The 24155-nt window shown below is 33.7% G+C and carries 20 protein-coding genes and 1 tRNA gene; 12 read left to right on the top strand and 9 right to left on the bottom strand.

Annotation, left to right across the window (positions count from 1 at the left end; genetic code table 11):
* Positions 1-7: 7 nt before the first annotated feature.
* From FYC62_RS09705 to FYC62_RS09695, 3 genes are read left to right on the top strand one after another with little or no spacing between them, the layout of a single operon-like run.
* Positions 8-1432, top strand: coding sequence for a RagB/SusD family nutrient uptake outer membrane protein (locus FYC62_RS09705; protein ID WP_149074787.1), 1425 nt, complete (start codon positions 8-10; stop codon positions 1430-1432).
* Between the two features lie 14 nt (positions 1433-1446).
* Positions 1447-3882 (top strand): zinc-dependent metalloprotease, encoded by a 2436-nt coding sequence (locus tag FYC62_RS09700; protein WP_149074786.1) that lies wholly within the window; start codon positions 1447-1449, stop codon positions 3880-3882.
* 8 nt (positions 3883-3890) lie between these two features.
* Positions 3891-4367, top strand: a complete 477-nt coding sequence (locus tag FYC62_RS09695; RefSeq protein ID WP_149074785.1) for a DUF3347 domain-containing protein — start codon at positions 3891-3893, stop codon at positions 4365-4367.
* Positions 4368-4446: 79 nt separating this feature from the next.
* Here FYC62_RS09695 and FYC62_RS09690 read toward each other — a convergent pair whose 3' ends face one another.
* Together FYC62_RS09690 and tnpA are read right to left on the bottom strand one after the other, a co-directional pair.
* Positions 4447-4872 carry an OsmC family protein gene (locus FYC62_RS09690; RefSeq protein WP_149074784.1) on the bottom strand — a complete coding sequence of 142 codons (426 nt, stop codon included), beginning with the start codon at positions 4870-4872 and terminating at the stop codon, positions 4447-4449.
* Positions 4873-5217: 345 nt separating this feature from the next.
* The gene (gene tnpA / locus FYC62_RS09685) at positions 5218-5628 is read right to left on the bottom strand and encodes an IS200/IS605 family transposase (RefSeq protein ID WP_149074783.1); all 411 of its coding nucleotides are present in this window, start codon (positions 5626-5628) and stop codon (positions 5218-5220) included.
* Positions 5629-6001: 373 nt separating this feature from the next.
* On the opposite strand from tnpA, the gene FYC62_RS09680 reads away from it, so the two are divergent.
* Positions 6002-7639: a hypothetical protein gene (locus FYC62_RS09680; RefSeq protein ID WP_205943705.1), complete on the top strand. Its 1638-nt coding sequence runs from the start codon at positions 6002-6004 to the stop codon at positions 7637-7639.
* A 188-nt stretch (positions 7640-7827) separates the two neighbouring features.
* Here FYC62_RS09680 and FYC62_RS09675 read toward each other — a convergent pair whose 3' ends face one another.
* Both FYC62_RS09675 and FYC62_RS09670 read right to left on the bottom strand, forming a co-directional pair.
* Positions 7828-8958, bottom strand: a complete 1131-nt coding sequence (locus FYC62_RS09675) for a Fic family protein (RefSeq protein ID WP_039449068.1) — start codon at positions 8956-8958, stop codon at positions 7828-7830.
* A gap of 392 nt (positions 8959-9350) precedes the next feature.
* The gene (locus FYC62_RS09670; protein WP_149074782.1) at positions 9351-9989 is read right to left on the bottom strand and encodes a DUF6266 family protein; all 639 of its coding nucleotides are present in this window, start codon (positions 9987-9989) and stop codon (positions 9351-9353) included.
* Between the two features lie 919 nt (positions 9990-10908).
* On the opposite strand from FYC62_RS09670, the gene FYC62_RS09665 reads away from it, so the two are divergent.
* Positions 10909-13476 (top strand): Eco57I restriction-modification methylase domain-containing protein, encoded by a 2568-nt coding sequence (locus FYC62_RS09665; protein ID WP_205943704.1) that lies wholly within the window; start codon positions 10909-10911, stop codon positions 13474-13476.
* A 5-nt stretch (positions 13477-13481) separates the two neighbouring features.
* Positions 13482-14132, top strand: coding sequence for a hypothetical protein (locus FYC62_RS09660; protein ID WP_039449073.1), 651 nt, complete (start codon positions 13482-13484; stop codon positions 14130-14132).
* Positions 14133-14510: 378 nt separating this feature from the next.
* Here the strand turns inward: FYC62_RS09660 and FYC62_RS09655 are convergent, their stop codons facing one another.
* Both FYC62_RS09655 and FYC62_RS09650 read right to left on the bottom strand, forming a co-directional pair.
* The gene (locus tag FYC62_RS09655) at positions 14511-14849 is read right to left on the bottom strand and encodes a helix-turn-helix transcriptional regulator (protein ID WP_149074781.1); all 339 of its coding nucleotides are present in this window, start codon (positions 14847-14849) and stop codon (positions 14511-14513) included.
* Entirely contained in the window at positions 14839-15357 is a 519-nt protein-coding gene (locus FYC62_RS09650) for a hypothetical protein (RefSeq protein ID WP_149074780.1), read from the bottom strand. Before FYC62_RS09650 ends, FYC62_RS09655 begins: the two co-directional genes overlap by 11 nt.
* Positions 15358-16045: 688 nt before the next feature.
* On the opposite strand from FYC62_RS09650, the gene FYC62_RS09645 reads away from it, so the two are divergent.
* Entirely contained in the window at positions 16046-16357 is a 312-nt protein-coding gene (locus FYC62_RS09645; protein WP_149074779.1) for a type II toxin-antitoxin system HigB family toxin, read from the top strand.
* 4 nt (positions 16358-16361) lie between these two features.
* On the top strand, positions 16362-16718 hold the full coding sequence (locus FYC62_RS09640) for a helix-turn-helix domain-containing protein (RefSeq protein ID WP_149074778.1): 357 nt from the start codon (positions 16362-16364) through the stop codon (positions 16716-16718).
* A 74-nt stretch (positions 16719-16792) separates the two neighbouring features.
* On the opposite strand, the gene FYC62_RS09635 is transcribed toward FYC62_RS09640, so the two are convergent.
* Positions 16793-16864: transfer RNA gene (locus tag FYC62_RS09635), tRNA-Glu, on the bottom strand.
* Between the two features lie 111 nt (positions 16865-16975).
* Here FYC62_RS09635 and gap point away from each other — a divergent pair.
* The 3 genes from gap to FYC62_RS09620 are packed head-to-tail and all read left to right on the top strand — an operon-like array spanning position 16976 to position 19620.
* A complete protein-coding gene (gene gap / locus FYC62_RS09630; RefSeq protein WP_149074777.1) occupies positions 16976-17971 on the top strand; it encodes a type I glyceraldehyde-3-phosphate dehydrogenase in 996 nt (331 codons plus the stop codon).
* Between the two features lie 5 nt (positions 17972-17976).
* Positions 17977-18411: a GNAT family N-acetyltransferase gene (locus FYC62_RS09625; RefSeq protein WP_149074776.1), complete on the top strand. Its 435-nt coding sequence runs from the start codon at positions 17977-17979 to the stop codon at positions 18409-18411.
* 18 nt (positions 18412-18429) lie between these two features.
* Positions 18430-19620 (top strand): phosphoglycerate kinase, encoded by a 1191-nt coding sequence (locus FYC62_RS09620; RefSeq protein WP_149074775.1) that lies wholly within the window; start codon positions 18430-18432, stop codon positions 19618-19620.
* A 214-nt stretch (positions 19621-19834) separates the two neighbouring features.
* Here FYC62_RS09620 and FYC62_RS09615 read toward each other — a convergent pair whose 3' ends face one another.
* Positions 19835-20815, bottom strand: a complete 981-nt coding sequence (locus FYC62_RS09615; RefSeq protein WP_149074774.1) for a type I phosphomannose isomerase catalytic subunit — start codon at positions 20813-20815, stop codon at positions 19835-19837.
* Between the two features lie 277 nt (positions 20816-21092).
* Between FYC62_RS09615 and FYC62_RS09610 the strand changes: the two genes are divergently transcribed.
* On the top strand, positions 21093-23852 hold the full coding sequence (locus FYC62_RS09610; protein ID WP_149074773.1) for a TonB-dependent receptor: 2760 nt from the start codon (positions 21093-21095) through the stop codon (positions 23850-23852).
* A gap of 70 nt (positions 23853-23922) precedes the next feature.
* Here the strand turns inward: FYC62_RS09610 and FYC62_RS09605 are convergent, their stop codons facing one another.
* A complete protein-coding gene (locus FYC62_RS09605; RefSeq protein WP_039449097.1) occupies positions 23923-24123 on the bottom strand; it encodes a YwbE family protein in 201 nt (66 codons plus the stop codon).
* Between the last annotated feature and the right edge of the window lie 32 nt (positions 24124-24155).

Genomic DNA, 24155 nt, shown 5'->3' with positions numbered 1-24155 from the left:
TAAACAAATGAAGAATAAAATATTAGCGTTTGCATTGGTTGTAATGGCTTTACTTCCATCATGCGAAAAATATACAGATATTACCCCAACAGGTGCTGTCATCTTAAATTCAACTCAAGATTATTACAGGTTGGTGTCTTTTCCAAATAGAGCATATGTAACTTTAAACTTCCAATACTTGGTAGATGACCAATGGATGAAAGAGTCTAATGTTATTGGACTAAACAAAAATATCAATATCATCAACTTTACTTTTGACGAACAGACAGATAGAGTTTCTTTATTAAGTTCGTCTAACTTATACGATAGAGCTTACTTCTACATCAATAGATGGAATACCATAATTTCTGGTATTGAATTTACCGATGGCGAACAGCGTATTAAAGATTTAGCTAAAGCTGAGGCTAAAATTTTAAGAGCCTTTGATCATTTCATCTTGGTAAACGTATATGCCAAAGCTTATGACCCTGCAACAGCTGCTACAGATGGTGGTATTTGTATTATGGATAAGTACGATTTGGAAGCAAAGCCTAAAAAATCTACAGTAGAAGAGGTTTATAGGTTTATCCAGAAAGATATTGATGAAGCGCTTCCTTTCTTACAAGAAAATCCAGCTGGGCCATATCATCCAAATGTTGCTTTCGGATATGCTTTAAAAGCTAAAGTACACTTATTCAAAAGAGAAATTGCACAAGCTAAAGAAGCTGCTTTAAAATCTTTATCTTATAAAGATGAGATTTTTGATTTGGTTGATTATTCAAGAAGAGGCGGGCCAACTTCTGTACCTGTAATAGCACCAAATAATCCAGAAATTTTAAGTTATATGTACATGACAGGTTATAACGAAATGAATTTTGGATTTAATTATGTAATCAGTCCTGAGTTAAGAAACCTTTTTGGAAACAATGATGCTAGGTTTAACCTTTTCTTTGTTAACAACACCGCTAGTTTTGTAGATTTAGGTACAGGGGCGGCTTATTATAACATCAGGTTTAACCAATTTTTCTACGGTACGGTAGGCTTAAAAACAACCGAGGTACATTTGATGTTAGCAGAATGTTATGCTCGTGAAAATAATTTCACTGATGCTATTGCTATCCTTAATAAATTAAGAGCTAAAAGAATACTTTCAGGAACTGTTAATTTAGATGTTCCGGCAACCAGGCAAGCAACTATGGAATTAATTGTAAACGAAAGACGTAAAGAACTACTTTTTGGTTTTCATCGTTTCTTTGATTTAAAGCGCTTAAACAATGAGCCAGACTATGCTAAAACTTTAACCAGAACATATCCGCTTGTAAGCACAGCAGTGCCTAGGCAAACCTATACTTTAGCGCCAAATTCAAGATTATATATCATTCCATTTCCGTTAAATGCGATGAAACTTAATCCAAATTTAAGACTTAACACCGACGAGAAATTACCATTTTAACCCATAAAAAATACATGAGATTCATCATCAGCATCGTTTTCTTCTCTTTTTTAATTCAAATTGGTTTTGCACAAAGTGTAGAAACAAAAAGTGATAGTACAAAAACAAGTACCAGCACAAAAGGAAAAAAGAAGTATGAAGACATTATTCCGGACAAAGCCATTACCACAGAAGGATTATTTACCGTTAAAAATTTCGACGGTAAATACTTCTTCGAGATACCAGACAGTTTGTTTAACCGACTTATCTTAACCATTACCAGGTTAACCGCTACCCCACAAGGTTTTGGTTTATTTGGCGGAGAGAAAGTGAACGAGCAAACCATCTATTTTGAAAAAGCTCCAGACAACAGGATTTTTATCAGATCAGAAGTTTATAAGCAAGAAAGTAAAGATTCTACTCAAGCTATTTACAGGGCAGTTTCGGCATCAAGGTTAAACCCTATTGTAGCAGCTTTTGATATTAAAACTGTTAATCCTAAAAATAACAGACATGTTATAGAGGTAACTGATTTTTTCAAAAAGGATAATGCTGTTGTTTCGCTTGCCGCGAGTATCAAAACGGATAAAAAATTATCTGGCTTGGCTGATGATAGATCTTTCATCAATAGCATTCATGCTTACCCTATTAACCTAGAGGTAAGAACAACCAAAACGTATAACGCAAGTTCATCAACGGTAGGGGCTGGTGCTTTAACCGGTAATATTACTTTAGAGCTTAATACTTCTATGGTATTGTTGCCTAAAGTACCTATGATGAAGCGTATGTTTGATGAGCGTGTAGGTTATTTCGCTAATAAAATTCTCACTTTTAATGATGATGACCAAGGCAGCAAAAGTGCCGAGTTTATTCAACGTTATAGGTTAGAACCTCGTGAGCAAGACATACAAAAGTATTTAAGAGGCGAATTGGTAGAGCCTAAAAATCCAATTGTATTTTATATAGACCCTGCCACACCTAAGAAATGGAGACCCTATTTAATGGCTGGGGTTGAAGACTGGCAAGAAGCTTTTGAAGCTGCTGGTTTTAAGAAAGCTATTCTTGCTAAAGAATGGCCTGAGAACGACCCTAGCATGAGTTTAGAAGATGCTCGTTTCTCTGTCATCAGATACTATGCTTCAGAAACACCAAATGCTTATGGCCCTCGCATCAGCGACCCTAGAAGTGGAGAAATTATTGAAAGTCATGTGGGCTGGTTTCATAATGTAATGAGCCTATTACACGATTGGTATATGATACAGGCTGGTCCGCTAGACCCAAGAGCCAGGAGAATGGTTTTTGATGATAAATTAATGGGCGAGTTAATTCGTTTCGTATCATCCCATGAAATTGGTCATACCATTGGTTTAAGGCATAATATGGGGGCTAGCAGCCAAACGCCGGTAGAGTTATTAAGAGATAAGAAATGGGTAGAAGCGAATGGACATACCAATTCTATTATGGATTATGCTCGTTTTAATTATGTAGCGCAACCAGAAGACCAAATAGGTCCTAAAGGTATTTTTCCAAGAATAGGTGCTTATGATAAATGGGCTATAGAATGGGGTTACCGCAGGTTTTATAAGCCATTAGAAGAGGAAACTAAAATTTTGAATAAGCTTACGATAGAGAGCTTAAAGAAAAATCCCAAATTATGGTTTGGTGGCGAAGGTAAAGATGCCGACCCACGATCGCAACGTGAGGATTTAGGAGATAATGCCATTAAAGCAAGCAATTATGGTATTAAAAACTTGAAAAGAGTAGTTGAAAACCTACCACAGTGGACTTATGAGGATGGTAATTTATATACCAACCTAGAGCGCATGCACAAGCAAGTGGTTACCCAGTATTCAAGATACCTATATCATGTGATGAAGAATTTTGGCAATTATTATATCAATTTAAAAACTTATGAGCAAGAAGGGCCAGTTTTTACACCTATCCCTAAAAGTATGGTGAAAGAGGGGCTAACTTATTTAGATATGCAGTTATTTAGCTCGCCTTTATGGTTGTTTCCAGAGACTATAAGCTCTAAAATTGAGGCAGATCCATTAAAAAGAATACCTGAAATGCAGGGTCAAATAGTAAATATGCTTTTAAGTTCAGGTTTAGTCATCAACATCAGTAAGCCTACAGCTCATGAAGCTAAATATCCGGCAGATGAATATTTGAATGATTTAATTCCTGTCATTTGGAAGAAAGAAAACGTTGCAGAGGCTGCTGTTTATAGAAGAGCTTTCCAGAGGTTATACCTAGAGAGGTTAAAAGCTTTGGTAAACCCAGAAGTAAAAGACATGAAAGAATCTGGTTTTACTTTTAAAAGTGATGTGCCGCTTTATGCCAAAGAACATGCTATGAAGCTGAAAAGTCATATCCAAACGCTTGTTTCAAGCAGTAAATTAGATCAATTGCATTTTCAAGCTTGTATAAAAGAAATCGATAAAATTTTAAATCCTAAAGAAGATAAATAAGTATCAACATGAAGAAAATCTTATTCGTAGCCTTTTTATTTGCTACACAAATGGTATCGGCACAAGATAAAAGTGTAAAATCTGGAGCTTTAAATGCTTATCTACAATTAAAAGATCAGTTGGTAGTTTCAGACTCTTTAGCAGCCAAAGTATCAAGTGCGCAACTAAGTAAATTGCTTAAAGACATGCCTGTTAAAGCTAATCATCCTGATACTTTAGCCAAGCTAAACTCGGCGAAAGCCAAAATAGTTAAGTATGCTGCATCCTTATCTAAAACAGGAAATATCAACTTACAAAGACAGTATTTTGAAGGTATTTCGGCAGAAATATGGCCATTGGTAAATAAAACCAAAGGCTCAACGCTTTACTTACAAAGATGCCCAATGACAGGTGTTAAATGGTTAAGCCTTTCAAAAGAAATCAAAAACCCATACTACCCTAAAAATATGTTAGGCTGCGGGACCGTTATTGCTACCTCAAATTGATTAAACAATAAAGTGTTAGTTAAGCCCAATTCCTAAAATTGGGTAAGAAAACGCAGTTTTAATAGCTGCGTTTTCTGTTTTAAGACAATTCTTGTAAAGTAACAGTTAAAGTGATTTCTGTATCAAGAAGCTTAGAAATAGGGCATATTTCTTTTGCCTTCTGTGCTAATTGCTCAAATTCTTCAGCAGAAATTCCTGGTACGGCGCCACTCAACTCTAGGGTAATGAGGTTAACGCTGCCATCTTCCAATTGTACTTTAGCAACTGTATCTAAATTTTCTGGTGTAAAGCCTGCTTCTGATATTAAGAAGCTCAACTGCATGGTAAAACAACCCGCATGGGCTGCTGCAATTAATTCTTCTGGGTTGGTGCCAATACCATCTTCAAAACGAGTTTTGTAAGATAATTGAGCGTTATTTAAGACCGTACTCTCTGTACTAATATTTCCACTTCCCTCTTTACCTGTACCTTTCCAATTAGCAGATGCTTTTCTTGTAAATTTCATAACTGTATTTTTTTAATATGAATGGATTGTGCGGTATAACTATCAAATATTTAGCCAAGAGAGAGATTTTTTTTGATGGATGGAATGATTTGAGTATTAAAAAAGCAAAGGTGATATTTGTTAAGCAATTTCGTTGTTTGATGTAAAAGCTTAATATCATCATACAACAAAGCAACACAATCCACTTATAAAACATAAGAATAAGTAACCATATAAAGTAAAAGCCTGAAAGGCTGATATCATTATAAAAACAGGACTATACTTGTTTAAGAAACCCCGAAGGGGGTGATATGATTATTCTAAATCATCAAAGATATATCTATCATCATACTTTACTTCAAATTTTTAAAGAAAATCTAGATACTCCTCTTTAAAAGTTTTCTTTTGGTGGTGTTCCTCTTGATTTGAAATATATTGATATACATTATCTACTTGAGAATGAGCATAAGAAAAAGCTCCGTAGCCCTCTTGCCAAGAAAATTTACCTTTTACCCAGCCTTGTTGATTAATAAATTTTGATGAATTGTTTTTTATATCTCTAATTAAATCAGAAATATTCATAGAAGGTTTTAAGCCTACAAATACATGAACATGGTATGTAACTCCATTTACTATAATAGATTTTTGCCCTTTTGCTTCTATAATCCCACTTATGTATTTGAAAACCTCGATTCGCCAAGGTAGTTGTAAAATATTTTGTCTGCCTTTTACAGCAAAAACATATTGGATGTAAATTTGAGCGTAGGTACCTGCCATAGGTTGTATTTATTTCACCCCTTCGGGGTTGATTTTAATTTTCAAAGGTGATTATAATATTTTCATCCCTTCGGGATTGTGCTTAAACTTAATTAAAATTCTAAACAAAAAGGTTTTGTAAATGATACTTTTTCTACTCTTTTAACCTTTGGCAAAAGCTGTTAATTGAGTTTATCTTTTAAAGATTTTTTTATGAGAAATAGACTTAAAAACTTGTAACTCCTTACTTATTTTAATAGCGGAAGAAAATCTGTTAGAAGAGGAAATAGAAAAATAAATTCTCACCTCACAAATACTAAAATTTAAACTATCTTCAAATATTAAAGTCAAAAGGCTTTAAATCACTTATTAAACCTCTATACATAACAAAATCATGATGAAGCACAGGCTACTAATTTTAGTATTTTTTTCCTTTAGTTTAGCCTACGGGCAATCCAATAGTACAAGTGCAACCATTACCTCAAACAACAGTAAAACCGAAGTAAGCACTGGTGATAAGGGAGAATTATTGATCAATGTTTCTCCACAAGATTTACAAAAATTTCAAAAAAATAAACAAGTAAGCTATAGCGATTTTGGTGCAGTAGGAGATGGCAAAACCGATGATATAGATGCCATAGCTGCAACTCATGCCTTTGCTAATCAATACCAAATTCCTGTAAAAGCCAATAGTAAAGCCAAGTATTATATTGGAGGTAAAGGGCGTACAGTAGTTGTCCAAACAAATACCGATTTTGGCGATGCATCTTTCATGATTGATGATACCCAAGTAGAAAACCGTAATCTGCCAGTTTTTATGGTAAGCTCTACCCTTAAATCTTTTAAATTAAAAGGGATAAGCACTCTTCAAAAAAATCAAGAGAAAATAGATGTTAGTTTAAGCGGTCCTCATCTGGTTACGGTAAGCAATGCTACGGTAAAGCAATACATTCGTTTTGGTGCAAACCAAAATAGCGGAAAAGCACAAACAGACATTTTTATAGTAGATAAGCATGGTTATGTAGATGCTAAAGCGCCAATCATTTGGGATTTTAATACCATTACAGATATGACAGCTTTGCCAATGGATAGCACTATATTAACCCTAAAAGGAGGGCGTTTTACTACTATTGCTAATAAAGAAAATGCGAAATATAACTATTATAGCAGAGGAATTTCGATAAGACGTTCTAACGTTGTGGTAGAAGGCTTAGAGCATCGTATTATTGGTGAAGGCGAAAACGGAGCGCCTTATGGCGGATTCATCAATATAGGCGATTGTGCCAATGTAACTGTTAAAAATACGCTTCTCACGGGCCATAAAGTTTATAGAACCATTGGTGCTGCTGGAGTTCCGGTATCTATGGGTACTTATGATCTTTCTGTTAATAAAGCACTCAACGTTTCTTTTATCAATTGCAGTCAAACCAATAATATTAACGATAGTACTTATTGGGGCATACTAGGCTCTAACTATTCTAAAAACCTGTTGTATGATGGATGTTCTTTCTCCAGATTTGATGCCCACATGGGTGTAGCCAATGCAACCATCAGAAATTCAACTTTAGGGCATCAAGGTATCAATGCTATTGGCGGAGGAAAATTTTTATTAGAAAACTCTACCATCTATTCAAGGCATTTAATCAACTTACGTCCCGATTATGGTAGTACCTGGCAGGGTGAGATCATGATTCGTAATTGTACTTTTGTACCCTCCAATGTTCAAATGGCTAGCCTTATTGGCGGGTCTTATTCTGGTCAGCATGATTTTGGTTATACCTGTTACATGCCAGAAAAAATCACCATAGAGAACCTCCGTATTGATGATAAGAAGTCTCCGTCGGATTATAACGGACCTGCAATTTTTGCAAATTTCAATCCTAAAATGATGAATGAAACTTATCAGGAAAAATTTCCTTACGTGAAAACCAAAGAAGTTAACATCAAAAATCTTATTATTTTAAGCGGAAAACCTTTAAGAATAAGTGATAATACTTATATGTTTAGGGATGTTAAAGTAAATAAGGAGTAAGCTTTTTTGATAATTCAGTTCCAGAGGAGCAAAACTTTACTAATAAAATCATAACAAAAGAATATTTTTAAAATATAATTATTAGTTGATTTCTCTCCGCTGGGGCTTTCTGGATTGTGTTGTCTTATTGATATTGCCCTGCTGAAGCATCTTTAAATGCTTTCTAAAATCCATTTAATCTTTACACATTAGCGGAATAGTTTTAAATATTGCTCAAATGCAAATATTCTATTGCGTTTAAAGCCTGTTAGTTCTAATAATATTCCAAGTTTTACAAAGTCATTTAATAATCTTGAAACGGTAGCTATGCTTACATTCACCTCCTTAGCAATACTTTGCATATCTGTGATAGGCTGACTATACAAATATTGTAACACATTTTTAGCAAGCATTTGCTTTTTACCAAGTGAAATAATTTTAGTTTCTACTGAAGCTCTTAAAGCAATAATTTCTTTAAAAGTTTGAATTGAGTTTTCAGCAGTTACACGTATGCCTTCTAGAAAAAATTTAAGCCATTGCACTAAATCATTTTTAGTTCTTACTGCGGTTAAATTGTCGTAGTAATGTTCCTTGTTTTTTTCTAAGAAGTCGGATAAGTAGAGAGTTGGTTTTACCAATAAACCTGAATTTACTAGATAGAGAGTTATTAAAAGTCTGCCTATTCTACCATTACCATCCAAAAATGGATGAATGGTTTCAAACTGATAATGCAAGATGGCTATTTTTATTAAATGAGGGAGATTACTGTTTTCGCTATGAATAAATTGCTCTAAATCTGACATATATTCTAATACACCATCTTGATGAGGTGGAATAAATTTAGCGTCGGCTAGGCTATTTCCTCCTATCCAGTCTTGACTTATACGAAACTCTCCAGGTTGCTTATGTTTTCCTCTAGCTCCTTGTAGTATTATTTTATGAGTATTTTTTAATAATCGATTGCTTAAAGGTAAACTATTCAAGTTATTAATGGCAGTATTCATAGCTTGTACATAGTTTTGGACTTCTTGCCAATCATCTTTTTTTTCGGGATTAATGTATTCTTCTTTTTGCAACGCTTCGTCTATATTGGTTTGAGTACCTTCTATACGACTGCTTTTTGTACCTTCTTTAAAGACATGCATTTTTATAAAAAAATCAACATCAGGTATTAATTGGCTAAAAGCATTCAGTTCTCCCAGTTTTTGATCAGCTTGGCTTAATAATAATGCTACATCATCATTATCTAAATGCCATTGGGTATTAATTAATGTTGGTTCAAAGCTTTTGTATTGAAGCCTTTGTACTAATTTGCCCGACTTGAAACTACTAATATTCATTGAAGCTTAAATTCTGGTTTCAATTGTAAATATAGAATTTTATATTTTCATTTAGCAGTGTATCTGAAAGTATAATAATTCATATTTTCAGATAATCAAATTTTATCGGTGATGAATTCAACATCATTTCAATTTTACTTCCTGTAAATCTATCATTTAATTTTCACCTATAAACCAAAGATTAAACATCAAAAACCTTATTATTTTAAGCGGAAAACCTTTAAGAATAAGTGATAATACTTTTATGTTTAGGGATGTGAAGGTAAATAAGGAGTAAGTTTTTTGATGTTCTTTTACCAGAAATAATTGAAGTCGAGGTGTTATGATTCTTAGACTTCAATTAGATGATATTTTAATTTTGCTCTGATTGAGATAAATGGATCTTTTAGAGTTTATAAAGTTATTCTTCCCAAATACTGGCTGTCTGATTGTCGTGAACCATTAGCAGCTACAAAGCCTATATAAATAGCTATATCTTTTTCTTTAAGCTCTGGAGGAACCTCTAAGCTGTAAGTTCCTTGATGACGAAAGGCAGTTCCATAAATTTGATAGTAGGCCAAAAATGATTCTTGATGATAAAGTAAAACCAGTAATTGGTCGGCACTATGCGCATTGCTATCTGCTGCTGCTTGTTCCCATTGCAATAAAAGTGTGCTTTGATTTTCTAAACTTACCCTCGGATTAACCGCTAGGGCCAAATCTCCTCCGCTGATTTTAAATAAAGCAGGGTCTATATGAAAACCATGTTCATCATTTACCAGTGCATGTTTACGGGTATAAGCTATCGCAGCTCTATATCCTCCGGTTTTGGTAAAGTAATTTTTAAAGCCCAAAACCAATAATTCTTTTATTGGCCTTAAATAATCTTGTACCAATTTAAATTTAGCTTGGTTCAAAAGCTCTGCATCTGTAAATGTTGTTCTCTTGGCAGGTAAAGAGCGCATATAATAAGTGCTTTTGTTGTACACACCTACAACCGGGCCTACCTTGCCACTAAAACCTCCTAAAATACCATTGTCTAATTTTCCCATAGTGATGATTTTAATTTTATTAAATATAACGATAATATTTATAAGGTTTTAACAAGAAGATAAAAAGGTATTAATAGGGTAGACTAATATGTTAAAAACGAGTAATAACCCTGTTAGCACCCTGTTAGTACCCTGTTAAGTAAGGTCTATTTAAGGTTTTGAAGGATTATTGAATCATAATTTTTGTGTAAACACCAAATTAGAAGTCGTTCTAGAGTATCTCAAGAGATTTCAGAAAATACTTATTCGCTCTATTTAATGTATGGGAAGTAGTGATGTTTTATATGAAGTACTAGAGGCTACTTATAAGGTAGTGCAACATTAAACAAAAGTTAAAATAATGTGCCCTATCTAAATTTAATTGTTTTTTTCTCATATTAGAGCATCTTTTATTTTTAACATGCCTTTATTTCAAAAATCAGTATTAAAAAGATATTTAGCAGAGCTACCTCAAGCGCAAATCTTAAGCTCTTATCAAGTATTTCAAAATATTTTTAATCATCCGGCTAAGCAGCAGAATATCCTTAATTCTAAAGAAGAGCAATATCAGGAAGGTTTTCTCAGAGAATTATTTGTACAAGTTTTAGGCTATGTATTAAATCCTGATGTGGATTACAACCTTATAACCGAGCAAAAAAATGAGAAGGATAGTAAAAAGTCTGATGGGGCAATTTTAGATGGTTTAAGGGTATTAGCTGTAATAGAGTTAAAATCAACAAAAACCATAGATCTTTCTACCATAGAAAGTCAAGCTTTTGGCTATAAAAACAATCAGCAAGCTTGTAAATATGTTATTACCTCCAATTTCAGGAAGCTTAGATTTTATATAGATAACGCTGTTGATTTTGAAGAGTTTGATTTATTCAATTTAACAGTAGAGCAGTTTAAATTACTTTGGATTTGTTTGAGCTCAAGCTACTTGTTAAAGAATATTCCTTCGCAAATAAAAGAGGCATCAAACCACGAAGAAGAAAACGTTACTAAAAAGCTTTATGCTGATTATGCCAGATTTAGAACAGATTTGTTTCAAAATATCCTTCAAAAAAATCCTGATTTTGATAAACTCATTCTCTTCAAGAAAACTCAAAAGCTTTTAGATAGATTCTTGTTCTTGTTTTTTGCCGAAGATAGAGGTTTGGTTTCTCCTAACTGGACCAGAAAGATTTTACAAGATTGGACCGATTTAAAAGATAAATACGACAATTATATTCCGCTCTATAACCGTTTTCGTAAAAACTTCGATTATTTAAATACCGGATATAGTGGAAAAGATGGTGAAATATTCGCTTATAACGGAGGTTTGTTTGCTCCTGATGAAATTTTAGATAGTTTAACTATTGATGATGATTTACTATTTAAAGGCTCGTTAAAATTAAGCAATTATGATTTTGAGAGCGAAGTTGATGTAAATATCCTCGGACATATTTTTGAACATTCTTTAAATGAAATTGACGAAATACAGGCCAGCTTACAAGAAGAAAAAGTTGAGAAAGTAAGTAAGCGAAAAAAGGATGGCGTTTTTTATACCCCTAAATACATTACCAAATACATTGTAGAAAATACCATTGGTACACTTTGTAAAGAGCAAAAAGAAAAGCTAGAGATAAAAGATGAAGATTTTGAATACATTGATGCTAAAGCAAAGGGGAAAGACAAAACAAAAAGAGAAGCCCTTAATCAAAAAATAACAGATTACCGCCAGTGGCTTTTAGCATTAAAAATTGTTGACCCAGCTTGTGGTTCAGGAGCATTTTTAAACCAAGCATTAGAATTTCTGATACAAGAACACACCAAGCTTGATGAATTAAAAGCAAAGTTATTGGGTGGCAGTATGGTATTATCTGATGTGGAAACCAGCATTCTGGAGAACAACCTTTACGGTGTTGATATTAATGATGAAGCTGTAGAAATAGCTAAACTTTCTTTATGGTTACGTACCGCCCGCAAAGGCAGAAAGCTTAATTCTCTAAACCAGAATTTAAAATGCGGCAACTCTTTAATAGATGATGCAGCAGTAGCAGGGGAGAAAGCATTTAACTGGCAAACCGAGTTTAAAGAAGTTTTTGATAAAGGTGGTTTTGATGTGGTGATTGGGAATCCGCCTTATGTTGATATAAAAGCATTAAATAAAGTTGAGGTTAGATATTACTTCGATAATTATATTACGGCGAATAATAGAATAAACTTATTTTCCTTATTTATAGAAAAGTCATGTTTAATTTTAAATCAAGAGGGAAATTTTTCTTTTATAATACCATCTTCATTATTAACTCAAGACTCTTATATAAAAATTAGAGAGTTATTACTTAAGAGAACGCAGATAAAGAATATAATTAGGCTGCCTAATGAATCCTTTGGAGGCAGTGCAGGTGAAGTTAAGGTTGATACAATAATATTAAGTTTTGAAAATTTAAAAAATATTGAATCAGTTATTGAGATAATAATTTATAAAGGTTTTGATAGAATAGATGAGATTAACCGATTAACTAGCAACGAGAATATCTATATAAATCAATCAACTTGGGAAAATGACGATAAGCATGTGTTTAGGATAAATAGTAATAATAATATTGACTCTTTATTAACGAAAATCGAAAAGAATACAAACAGATTAAATGATTGTGTTGAGTTTTGTTTAGGTCTTACTCCTTATGATAAATATACAGGACATACAGAAGAGCAAATAGCAAATAGAGTTTTTCATTCAGAATATAAAAAAGATGAGACTTTTAAAAAATTGCTAGCAGGTAATGATATTATTAGATACAATGTGGAGTGGGGCGGTAAAGAATGGATTAGTTATGGAAACTGGCTAGGTGCATCAAGAGAAATTAAATTTTTTCAAAAGAAAAGAATACTAGTTAAGCAAATTATAGATTGGTCAGATAAACGAATTTGGGCTGCTATTACAGAAGATGAGTTATATAATACACAGAATGCTTTTAATTTAATTCCTAAGGAAAATTTTAAGATTGAGTATATAGTTGCTCTAATAAATAGCTCCTTAATGACATTTTACCACAAGAAAAAATTTCTAGAAGAATTTAAAGATAGATTTCAAAAAATCCTTATAAAAGAGTGTAAAGAGTTTCCTATAAAAAACGTTCAAGAATGTATTCAAGACAATTTCACAGAAATTGTAGAAGAAATGATTTGTCTGAATAAAGATTTAAGAATAAAATGCAAAAAGCTTATTGAATATGTAAAAGGAGTATATAAATTTAATAAAGTATCCGCCAAAATAGAAAACTGGATAAATATTTCATTTAATGATTTTATTAAAGAGCTAAATAAATCTATTAAAATTGAGGGTGGAAATCAACTCTCAAAAAAAGATGAATTTGAATTTATGGATATTTTCGAAGAGCAAAAAGCAAAAGCATTAGCTATTAAGGCCCAAATAGAAGAAACAGATAAAGCAATAGATAAAATGGTTTATGAACTTTATGAATTAACAGAAGAGGAGATTAGAATTGTGGAGGGATAGTTATAATGTTAGAAAATGAAATAAAATTATGGCAAATTTTAATTCCCTCATTATCTGGTATAATCGGTGTTTTAATTGGTAGTCTAATTGGTGTTTTTGCGAATGATAAACTTAAAAAAAGAGAAAGTCAGCTTAGGATTTTAGAAAAAGTTTTTGATACAAGATTAAAGGCTTATGAGAGTGTTTTAGAGATGATAAAATCATTAAGAGTAACTGTTTCCTCATATTCCATTGATATTGATGGCAATTTGATTACTTACCCTTTAATATTAGATAATAAATATATGCTTGAAGAGTTTCATTCTAAATTTTACTCAAACTCAAATACTAATTCTCACTGGCTTGATTTAGATGTTGTTCATGAGCTATACTATATACAAGATTATCTAGCTAATTTAACCGGATGTTTAAGAGAAATTGATGAAAAGCATTATCCAGAAATAGGTAAGATTATAAAACAAGACTTTATTGACATGTCAACTAAAGTTGAGAATAAATTGTTGACTTTTTTTGACAAGGATATTTATACTATAAATTTAAAAACGAAAAAAGGTCATCATAAGTTACCGAGAGAAGTTACTATTAAACGTTTAGATGGTTCTCTATTATTCATTAACAAGGACATAATTTGTTCATTCAAAAATATTAATCAATAAGCTTCAGCTTATAAAAATCTGATTTTGGTTTAAAATATTCTACCTCATCACTAGCTCAACTCTTAAGGAAGCTTGTTTTGAGCAAAAGCCTAAAGTGCTATAAATATCTACAACTCTTTACTTAAGAGTCTAGTTAGCATAATCTCCTAAATCAAATATGGCATCTTTATTTACCAACTCTGCAATATTTAAGGAAGGGATAATGAATTGGTTGTATGGTGTGTTTTCTGTTTTAGCAAACAAAACACCACGTGTAGTGCCTACGGTAATAATAAGTAAATGGGCTAAAAAAATTTTTAGGGACTTCTAATTTATTATTTTCCTCTTTTTTTAATTTATCCCAAGATTGTTTCTTCAACTCGAAATGGCAGCTAGATTCTATTTGAGGAAAACTTCTTCGGGACTAATTTTTATTTTATCATCAAAATAACTTGCCAGAATAGGGATGTCTAATAAACTTTGTAACTTAATTTGGGTTTCTAGCGTAATGTTTTCCTGCCCCTTTACAACCTTATTGATATACTGAGGGCTAACCTCCATTTTTGCTGCCAAATCCTTTTGTGTCCAGCCTAATTCATCTAACTTTAATAATACTTTTAAAGCAATCCTCTGAGATTCTTTTAACATTTGCCTGTTTTTTATTCGGGCCTTGTTTCTTTCTATGGTATCTGTTTTTTCTTTAGATACCAATTGGTTAAATTTTTCTCTAGTGGTCATTTTCTTCGTTTAAAAGTTCAAAAAATGAATCGTAATCAAATATACCTTGAGATTTTAGGTATTGTTGTGCAGTATTTAATTTGTCTAACTCATTTTTGGTATCATCATGATCTTTCATCTCTTGGCTCATTTTAATTGCACCGCCTGTAATTAAAAACATGTTTTCATCAATCTTGATAGCATAAATACGTAATTTACTTTTAGAGAGCTTTCCTTTTTGTAAAGACAATATTTTAAAACCAGTTTCACTGTTATATAAAGGCATAAAATATTTTTCTAATGGATCATGATTGCTCATGATTTCGTCTAGCTTATCCTGTAGTTTGTCTGCTTCTGCTAATCTATCTTCCACAAATTGTGCCACGTCTACAACTTTATTGTTAACAGCAAATTCTTTTAAGTATGCTACATTTGTCCATAAATCCATTAATTTATCAAATTCATTAAGAGAACCATCTCCATAACATATAGCAAATAAACTGTCCTCAAATATAGAAACGATTTTCATATTATCAACCTATAGGTTTATTTTTCTCAAAGAAGTTACATGTATTTTGATTTTGTGTTCATACGTTTAAGGCTGCTTTTTTAATAATGATAACATCGTAAATTAAGATTTAATATTAAAGCAGATGATATATTCATATAGATAAATGTTTAGGTAGTTTTAGTTTTTAACAAGCCAGTAAGCTTTATAAAAAAGCTAAAACCGCTAAGTAGACTTAACGGCTTTGTTTCTCCTTTAACAACTTGGTTAATGAGATGATACAAATATATATCATGCGTTGGATATTTAAAATTTACTCCTTCATTATAATCTTGTTCTCTATTTTTTTATAACCCTAAGCTGAATGATATAGCTGGTAGGTATTAAATCTCTTAGGCTTATCGTGGTTTCTGTAGCCTTATATGTTGAGGCTTTTTTGAGTATTCTTTAATGTTAGGAGAGGCTTTAAAACAAAAAATCCCACAAAATTTTCATTTGAAGGATTTTAATTTTGTAGCCCGTAGTGGCTTGTAAAATCTCGAATCTTTATCAATTTTCCCGTACAGCCTTGTAAGAATTAAATCCAAAGGGGAAACAATAGGAGAAATTGTATTAAAATCTGATGATATGTAATGACCAACTTTGTCTACCTCTTCCTTTAATAAAAATTGGTTTTCTTTTTGAAAACTTTTATTCATATTTGTTTTTCATGAATGTCATCAACCGTAAGACAATTATTTATTATACAGAAAAATATCCGCAGGCTAAAACGCAATTGTTAGTTTGGTACAATGAGATTCTGAAACAAAGTTTTGGGAATTTCAACGAATTAAAAGCTGTATACGGTAATGCCAGTTTGGTAAATAACCAAGGGGTAGTTTTTAATATCAAGGGCAATGATTATAGGTTGGTGGTCTCTATTAATTTTAGGCAGAATGCTTGTTATACTATTTGGTTTGGTACACATAAAGAGTACGATAAAATAGATGTAACAACGGTTTCTTACAATCTTAATTTATAAAGCAATGAACTGGAAATTAATAAAAACAGAAGAAGAACATCAAAAGGCGGTTGATAGGGCTATGGAAATATTCCATGCGGAACAAGGTACGCCAGAAGATGATGAATTAGGTGTATTACTGCTTTTAATCAAAGATTATGAGGATAAAACTGTAACAATGCCCGAAATAGATGTCTTGGAAGTTATCAGAGATAAAATGAATGAACAAGGCTTAAAAAACAAAGACCTTGAACCGCTTATTGGCAGTAAAGGTCATGTTTCTTCTGTGCTTTCAGGTAGAAAGGAAATTACACTGAGAACGGCTCAAAAATTAAGGGATTTTTTTAACCTGCCAGCAGAATTATTTTTAAAAATCGGATAATTTAATCGTAGATGCTTATTTGGGCTTTAAAACAAAAAATCCCACAAAATTTTCATTTGCAGGATTTTATTTTGTAGCCCGTAGGGGAATCGAACCCCTGTTTCCAGAATGAAAATCTGGCGTCCTAACCCCTAGACGAACGGGCCAAATTTCTTTGGGTGTGCAAATATAGAAAACTGACTAAAACTCACAAAAAAAATTAAATATTTTTTAATCGTACACATTAGGTAAATTCGCTAAAATTTCTGAGAGCATATATGAGGGTAGCCATTAATGGTTTTGGGCGCATCGGGCGTACCGTTTTAAAACTATTATTACAAAAGCAAGATATAGAGGTTGTAGCCATTAACGATTTAACAGATACCGCAACATTAGCGCACCTGTTCAAATACGATTCTGTACATGGTAATTATAAAGGAACCGTAACACATCATCAGCAAATACTTGTTGTTAACGGGCAAAACATCCAAACCTTTGCAGAGAAAAATCCGGAAAATTTACCTTGGAGCGCCTTAAACATAGATTTAGTGATAGAGTCTACCGGTAAATTTTTAACTAAAGCATCCGCTAACAAGCATCTGGAAGCTGGCGCTAAAAAGGTTTTATTATCAGCCCCAGCTATAGATAAAGATATTCCAACCGTAGTACTAGGCGTAAATGATGGGCAGGTAGATTGGTCTTCAAAAATCATCTCTAACGCATCTTGCACCACCAACAATGTGGCGGCTATGGTAAAAGTTTTAGATGATAACTGGAAAATCAAAGAAGGTTACATCACCACGGTACACTCTATGACAGGTGATCAAAACCTACATGATGCCCCACATCGAGATTTAAGAAGGGCAAGAGCAGCTTCGTCTTCTATCATCCCAACCACAACAGGAGCGGCAAAAGCCATCACCAGTATTTTTCCTCAATTAGAAGGTAAGTTGGGAGGTGCAGGCATCCGTGTACCTGTTTTAAATGGTTCTTTAACAGATTTTACATGCATTTTAGAGCAGCAGCCGTCATCGGTAGCGCAAATAAACGAGGCTTTTAAAGCCGCGGCAGAGGGCTCACTTAAAGGTATTTTATATTATACCGAAGACCCTATTGTTTCTGTTGATATTATTGATAACCCACACTCTTGCGTATTTGATGCGCTACTAACCTCTATTGTAGGTGGCATGGTAAAAGTGGTGGGTTGGTATGATAACGAGTTTGGTTACGCTAGCAGGTTGGTAGATGTAGCCCAAAAAATGGCCATAAAATAAAGCTTATGATTAAGTTTATTTCCGCAAAAGATGTTTTGCCTTTACGCAATCAGGTTTTAAGAGAAGGCAAACTTCAAGACCATGAATGCGCTTTGCCTTTAGATGAAGAACAAGAAAGTTTCCATTTAGGCTATTTCGTGGCAGATGAATTGGTTTCCATTGCCACATTTCATATCGTTTCAAAAGAAGGTTTTACGGGTTTGGGCTATCAATTAAGAGGTATGGCTACCCACGCTACTTTTAGAGGTAAAGGATATGGTAATATGTTGATTAATTTTGCAATCGTATATTTGCGAGGCAAAAAGGCCAACTATTTGTGGTGTAATGCCAGAAAAGTAGCTTATAAATTTTATGAAGGCTTGGGTTTCGAGTTTATTTCAGACGAGTTTGAAATTACAGGTATAGGTCCTCATAAATGCATGTATTTAAAAATTCAATAACAATCCAACACAATAAATATGAATACTGTAGACAAATTAAATTTCGCAAACAAGAAAGCTTTAGTAAGGGTAGATTTTAATGTCCCTCTGGATGCTGATTTCAATATAACCGATGATAAACGTATCACCGCTGCTTTGCCAACTATCCAAAAGATTTTGAATGATGGTGGTGCAGTTATCTTAATGTCGCACTTAGGCAGGCCAAAAGATGGTCCTACAAATAAATATTCTTTACAACATATAGTGAAGCATTTGTCTACTTTATTAGGTAAAGAAGTGGCTTTCGCCGATGATTGTATAGGTGCAGAGGCAAAAGCTAAAGCTGATGCTTTACAAGCAGGAGAGGTGTTATTGATAGAAAATTTACGTTTCTACAAAGAAGAAGAAAAAGGTGATGAAGCATTTGCAGAAAAATTAGCGCAACTAGGTGATGTTTATGTAAACGATGCTTTTGGTGCAGCACATAGGGCACATGCTTCTACCGCTGTCATTGCTAAATTTTTCCCAACAGCAAAATACTTTGGTTATTTAATGGCTTCTGAGTTAGAAAATGCAGAGAAAGTATTAAATAAAGCGGAAAGACCATTTACAGCAATTATGGGTGGTTCTAAAGTTTCAGATAAAATCCAACTGATTGAAAGATTATTAGATAAAGTAGATAATTTGGTCATTGGTGGTGGCATGACTTATACTTTCGTGAAAGCTTTAGGTGGTGAAATTGGTAAATCTATTGTAGAGTTAGATAAGCAAGAACTAGCGCTAGAGATTTTAAAGAAAGCAGAAGCAAAAGGGGTGAAAATATATATCCCTTCAGATTCTTTAATTGCTGATGATTTTGCAGAAACAGCCAACACACAATATGTAGAAACAAAAAATATCCCTTCAGATTGGGAAGGTTTAGACATCGGTATTGAAACCCGTAAACTATATGCAGACATCGTGATGAATTCTAAAACCATACTTTGGAATGGTCCAATGGGTGTTTTTGAAATGAAGAAATTTGAAGAAGGTACCAGAGCCGTAGCTGATGCTATAGTAGCAGCAACTAAAACCGGCGCTTTCTCTTTAATTGGTGGTGGCGATTCTGCAGCAGCTATTGCTAAATTTGGTTTAGAAAACGAAGTAAGCTATGTTTCTACAGGCGGTGGTGCTTTGCTAGAATATATGGAAGGTAAAGAACTTCCAGGCGTAAAAGCTATACAAGGCTAGAAATCTATAGCCACAAAAAAAAGCTGTCTGATTTAGCAATAATAGCTATTAGGCAGCTTTTTTTATTATCAGTTGTCAGTTTTTAGTTGCCGGTTGTCAGTTGCCGGTTTTTGGTTATCAGTTTCTATAAAGTATTCCCTATTGACTAATGAACTCTTGACCAATAACTATTCACCAATAAACTATTGACTATCCACCAATGACTAATGCCTACTTACCCAACAAAACTCTCCAGAATCTTAAAGCCGTGGCTAGTGCTTAGTTCTACTTTTTGTGTGCCGGCAGGAATTAGAATACAATCTCCCATGTTAACTGGTAGCTCTTCCATACCATATTTTAGTATATATGAACCTGATATACAAACATGTATCACAAAACTATCTAGAGCACTATAATCTCTACCTACAGAAGTATCAAAATCTAAAACTTGGGTAGTAAAATACGGGCAAGAAACAAGCTGAGTAGGCGTGTTTTTTTCTTTTTTGTAGGATGTTTTATAAGCATCGTAGAAGTTGTAATCAATAGCATCTAAAGCCTCTTCAACATGTAATTCTCTTTTAATGCCTTGATCATCTACACGATCAAAATCATATATGCGGTAAGTAATGTCAGATGTTTGCTGTATCTCGGCAATTAATAGCCCTTTTCCTATGGTATGCACCCTTCCGGCTGGTAAGAAAAAAACATCATCAGCTTTTACAGCTTCTTCGTTTAAAATATCTTGAAGCTTACCTTCATTAAACTTTTCTAGGTAAAGCGCTTTGTCAACTTTTTGGTTAAAGCCGGCTATTAAAGAAGAACCTTCATCAGCCTGGAGCACATACCACATTTCTGTTTTACCAAAAGAGTTATGGCGTTTTTTTGCTAATTCATCATCAGGGTGAACCTGTATAGATAAATCTTCATTAGCGTCTATAAATTTCACCAACAAAGGAAACTCATCTCCAAACCTATTATAAACACTTTTACCTATCAGGTTTTCTTTTTCAGAAGCCAATAAAGCGGCCAATGAAGTACCTGCTAAAGGTCCGTTTGCTATAACAGAAACATCACTTTTTACGCCAGATAGCTCCCAAGTTTCGCCGCAATTAGGCAGTGTACCAAAATCTTTCCCTAAAACTGTTTTAATTTTTTGTCCGCCCCAAATTTTGTCTTTAAAAATGGTTTTAAATTTTAATGGATATAACCTATTCATGCTTTCGTTATTTGATGTTTTAAGTCTAAACTCAACTTTGTTGTTCCTTAAATAATTGTGCCGCTAAAATACAATTTTGTATGGTTTACGATATACATATAGGAGATTCTATATAAAAATGATCATGACCATAATTATATTTCTGGCTTTGTTTTGGCTCGTAAGATAATTATTTACCTAAGTAAGATTTAATTTATTTGATATTACAAATAATTGTTATAATTTTATTTATTATGCTTGCATAATATAACCATATATAAACGAAAAATAATTTAAGATGAAAAGACGAATACTATTAAGCATAGTTATGCTTTGCTGTTCATTTTTTGCCTTTCCTGTTTTAGCACAAAACGTAAAAGGTAAAGTTATAGCGTCTGATAATAGTACTTTACCCGGGGTAAGTGTTACTGTACAGGGCTCATTTGTTGGAACATCTACCAATGGAGACGGGGCTTTTGCCTTAAATGTAAATTTTGAAAAGGGGCCAATAGTTTTAGAGTTTTCTATGTTGGGTTTCCAAACACAAAAGATTTCTTTAAGTAAACCCAATGCTGATTTAAAAGTCACTTTAAAAGAGGCAAGTATCAATTTTGATGAATTGGTGGTTTCTGCCTCAAGGGTTGAAGAACGTATTTTGGAGGCTCCGGTAACGGTAACTAAAGTAAGTTCTAACCAACTTTTAGCTGGTGGAGGGCCAGAGATGTTTAGTAACCTTGCCAGATACCAAGGTATTGACGTAAATAGCTCTTCTATGTTGCTTACTACCATCTCTACCAGAGGCTTTAACAGCCCTAAATCAGAGCGTATGATTCAACTAGCCGACTATGTAGATACGCAAGTGCCAAGTTTAAACCTTAACGCTGGTAATATGCTAGGCGTTGCAGAGTTAGATGTTAGCTCAGTAGAAATTATACATGGCCCTGCATCTGCCTTGTATGGCGCAAATGCGTTTAATGGTGTTTTGTTAACCAACTCAAAAGATCCATTTTATACAGAAGGTTTATCATTAAAATTAAGAGGCGGTAATAGGTCTTTATTTGATGGTCAAATCAGATATGCTAAAAAATTAACTGATAAGTTAGCTTTTAAAATTAATGCTTCTTATTTCTCTGCCGATGACTGGATGGCCAATGACCAATCTGCAAAGCGTATTACGTCTGCTAAAAACTACGGGCCAGGTTCTGCCTTTGGTTATGATGCCTTAAATACCTATGGGGAAATCAGTACAGTACAAGCTGGTGTAACAACTCCTATTGTTCCGGGAGAGGTAATTTACACACCAGGATGGTCTGAAACTGCTTTAATTGCAAACGATAACAGAACTTTAAGCTATAGAATTAATCCAAGCATTTCTTATTTAATTACCGATAAGATAAAAGCGACTTTAGATTATAAAAGAGCAGGTGGTACTACCACTTACCAATCTACCAGTAGGTATCGTTTTAAAAACTTAAGTGTAGACCAATTTAGAGCCGAGTTAAAATCTGATAAATGGTTTTTAAGAGCTTTCAGAACTGAAGATAATGGTGGTGATACTTATGATTTAAGCTTTTTAGGAGCTAGAATGGCTACTTTAAATCCTACAGCAGCAGGTTTACCAGCGTTGCCTATAAATCCTACTACAGGCCAGCCTTATACTAGTCATACTCAACAGTTTTTTACTACCTACGGAGGTGCTATACAACAAGGCGCAACGCCTGCACAAGCTTATGCAGCAGCAAGCGCAACTTGGCCACAAGCAGGATCTCCTTCTTTTAATGCCTTACGTAAATACAATGCCGAGCTAAACCAGCCAGCAGGTTCAAGATTACCAGTAAATTCTGTTATGACAGATGTGAGTGGGCAATACCAATTCGGATTTAAATTTGCCGATGTTATTGTGGGTGGTGCTTACAGAGCATTTGGTTTAGCATCACAAGGGGCAGTTTTTGAAGATAGCCCAGGTGGTGATAGAATTGAAAACTATGAATATGGCGTTTACAGCCAGGTGGCTAAAACCTTCTTCAACGATGCATTAAAACTACAAGTTGCTGCTCGTTTAGATGATTTTAAAAATTTCGAGTCTAAATTCTCACCAAGAGCTTCAGCGGTTTATACCTTTGGCGAAAAAAGACAACATAATTTCCGTTCTAGTTACGGTGTAGCGTTTAGAAGTCCTACCCAAATAGACCAATACATCCGTTTAGATATTGGTAGTGCCTTATTATTAGGTAATGTTAGAAACGGTTTTAATGGTTATAATACTACTTTGCTAACTCAAGGCAGTCCAGCTGCAAACATTGCGGCAGTAGCCGGTGGTTCTACAGCATTTAACTATGCTGCGCCACGCTTAGATTTAGAGCAAGTTGCTACTTTTGAAGTGGGTTATAAAACTATCATACAAGATAAATTAACTTTTGATATTACTTATTTTAGAAGTAATTATAATAACTTCATTGGTGCACAACCATTTATTGGTAATACAGATGGTTCTAGACCAACAGCAGGACAAATAGCTGTTGCAGTAGGTGCGGTACCTGCTCCAGACCCAAATGATAATAATGTTGTTAGAGCAAGAAACCGTTTAAATGATGCTTCAAGTCCTACCCGTATCATTCAAGTTTGGTTTAATAGCCAACAAGAGGTAACAACGCAAGGTGTTAGTGTTGGTTTAGGATACGCTTACAAAAAAGAGTTAAACTTCAATGCTAATTATAGCTATAACAAAATTGGCGATTTACCAACAGGTTTCTTGGCTTTCTTTAACACACCAGAAAACAAGTTTAACTTAGGTATTGATGGCGAGTTTAAGAAAAGATTAGGCTATAACGTTAATTACAGATGGCAACAAGGTTTTGTATATGAATTCCCTTTTGATGTTGGTCCAATAGACAACATCGGAACTTTAGATGCTTCTTTGTCTTACAAAGTTCCTAAAGCTAAATCAACCATCCAGATTGGTGGTTCTAACTTAACCAATGCTTACAACACTCAAATTTGGGGTGGACCGCAATTGGGAAGAATGATTTTTGCAGGAATTTTAGTTGATATTAAATAACACAACTAACACACTAAATAGCAAAGGCTACTGATTTTAATCGGTAGCCTTTTTTTATGGGGATGAATTTTTAATCTTCTTCCAATATTTCCTGAACGCGGCCAACTTGTCCATCATCCAGCATAACTTTAATTCCACGATGATGCTTTGGGGCGCTTGTCAAGATTCTTTTCACAATACCTTCTGTAAGGATACCTGTTCTTTGGTCTTTCTTTAAAACAATATTCACCAAAGCGCCTATTTTAATATTACTTCTTACTGTTCCGTCCATCATTAAAAAATAAAATGCATTAAAAAATCCTC

This window comes from Pedobacter aquae, assembly GCF_008195825.1.
Classification (GTDB): domain Bacteria; phylum Bacteroidota; class Bacteroidia; order Sphingobacteriales; family Sphingobacteriaceae; genus Pseudopedobacter; species Pseudopedobacter aquae.
Note: the sequence above shows the minus strand (reverse complement) of the source record. Positions and strands in the feature narration are given on the sequence as shown.

Excerpts from the sequence above, each read along its gene's own strand:
- FYC62_RS09640 (WP_149074778.1), top strand. The coding sequence starts at position 16,362 with ATGAACTGGAAATTAATAAAAACAGAAGAAGAACATCAAAAGGCGGTT.
- FYC62_RS09670 (WP_149074782.1), bottom strand. The coding sequence starts at position 9,989 with ATGGGAAAATTAGACAATGGTATTTTAGGAGGTTTTAGTGGCAAGGTA.
- FYC62_RS09605 (WP_039449097.1), bottom strand. The coding sequence starts at position 24,123 with ATGGACGGAACAGTAAGAAGTAATATTAAAATAGGCGCTTTGGTGAAT.
- FYC62_RS09610 (WP_149074773.1), top strand. The coding sequence starts at position 21,093 with ATGAAAAGACGAATACTATTAAGCATAGTTATGCTTTGCTGTTCATTT.
- FYC62_RS09705 (WP_149074787.1), top strand. The coding sequence starts at position 8 with ATGAAGAATAAAATATTAGCGTTTGCATTGGTTGTAATGGCTTTACTT.
- FYC62_RS09620 (WP_149074775.1), top strand. The coding sequence starts at position 18,430 with ATGAATACTGTAGACAAATTAAATTTCGCAAACAAGAAAGCTTTAGTA.
- FYC62_RS09655 (WP_149074781.1), bottom strand. The coding sequence starts at position 14,849 with ATGACCACTAGAGAAAAATTTAACCAATTGGTATCTAAAGAAAAAACA.
- FYC62_RS09690 (WP_149074784.1), bottom strand. The coding sequence starts at position 4,872 with ATGAAATTTACAAGAAAAGCATCTGCTAATTGGAAAGGTACAGGTAAA.
- FYC62_RS09680 (WP_205943705.1), top strand. The coding sequence starts at position 6,002 with ATGATGAAGCACAGGCTACTAATTTTAGTATTTTTTTCCTTTAGTTTA.
- tnpA (WP_149074783.1), bottom strand. The coding sequence starts at position 5,628 with ATGGCAGGTACCTACGCTCAAATTTACATCCAATATGTTTTTGCTGTA.
- FYC62_RS09625 (WP_149074776.1), top strand. The coding sequence starts at position 17,977 with ATGATTAAGTTTATTTCCGCAAAAGATGTTTTGCCTTTACGCAATCAG.
- FYC62_RS09700 (WP_149074786.1), top strand. The coding sequence starts at position 1,447 with ATGAGATTCATCATCAGCATCGTTTTCTTCTCTTTTTTAATTCAAATT.
- FYC62_RS09650 (WP_149074780.1), bottom strand. The coding sequence starts at position 15,357 with ATGAAAATCGTTTCTATATTTGAGGACAGTTTATTTGCTATATGTTAT.
- FYC62_RS09675 (WP_039449068.1), bottom strand. The coding sequence starts at position 8,958 with ATGAATATTAGTAGTTTCAAGTCGGGCAAATTAGTACAAAGGCTTCAA.
- FYC62_RS09615 (WP_149074774.1), bottom strand. The coding sequence starts at position 20,815 with ATGAATAGGTTATATCCATTAAAATTTAAAACCATTTTTAAAGACAAA.
- FYC62_RS09645 (WP_149074779.1), top strand. The coding sequence starts at position 16,046 with ATGAATGTCATCAACCGTAAGACAATTATTTATTATACAGAAAAATAT.
- FYC62_RS09695 (WP_149074785.1), top strand. The coding sequence starts at position 3,891 with ATGAAGAAAATCTTATTCGTAGCCTTTTTATTTGCTACACAAATGGTA.
- FYC62_RS09660 (WP_039449073.1), top strand. The coding sequence starts at position 13,482 with ATGTTAGAAAATGAAATAAAATTATGGCAAATTTTAATTCCCTCATTA.
- gap (WP_149074777.1), top strand. The coding sequence starts at position 16,976 with ATGAGGGTAGCCATTAATGGTTTTGGGCGCATCGGGCGTACCGTTTTA.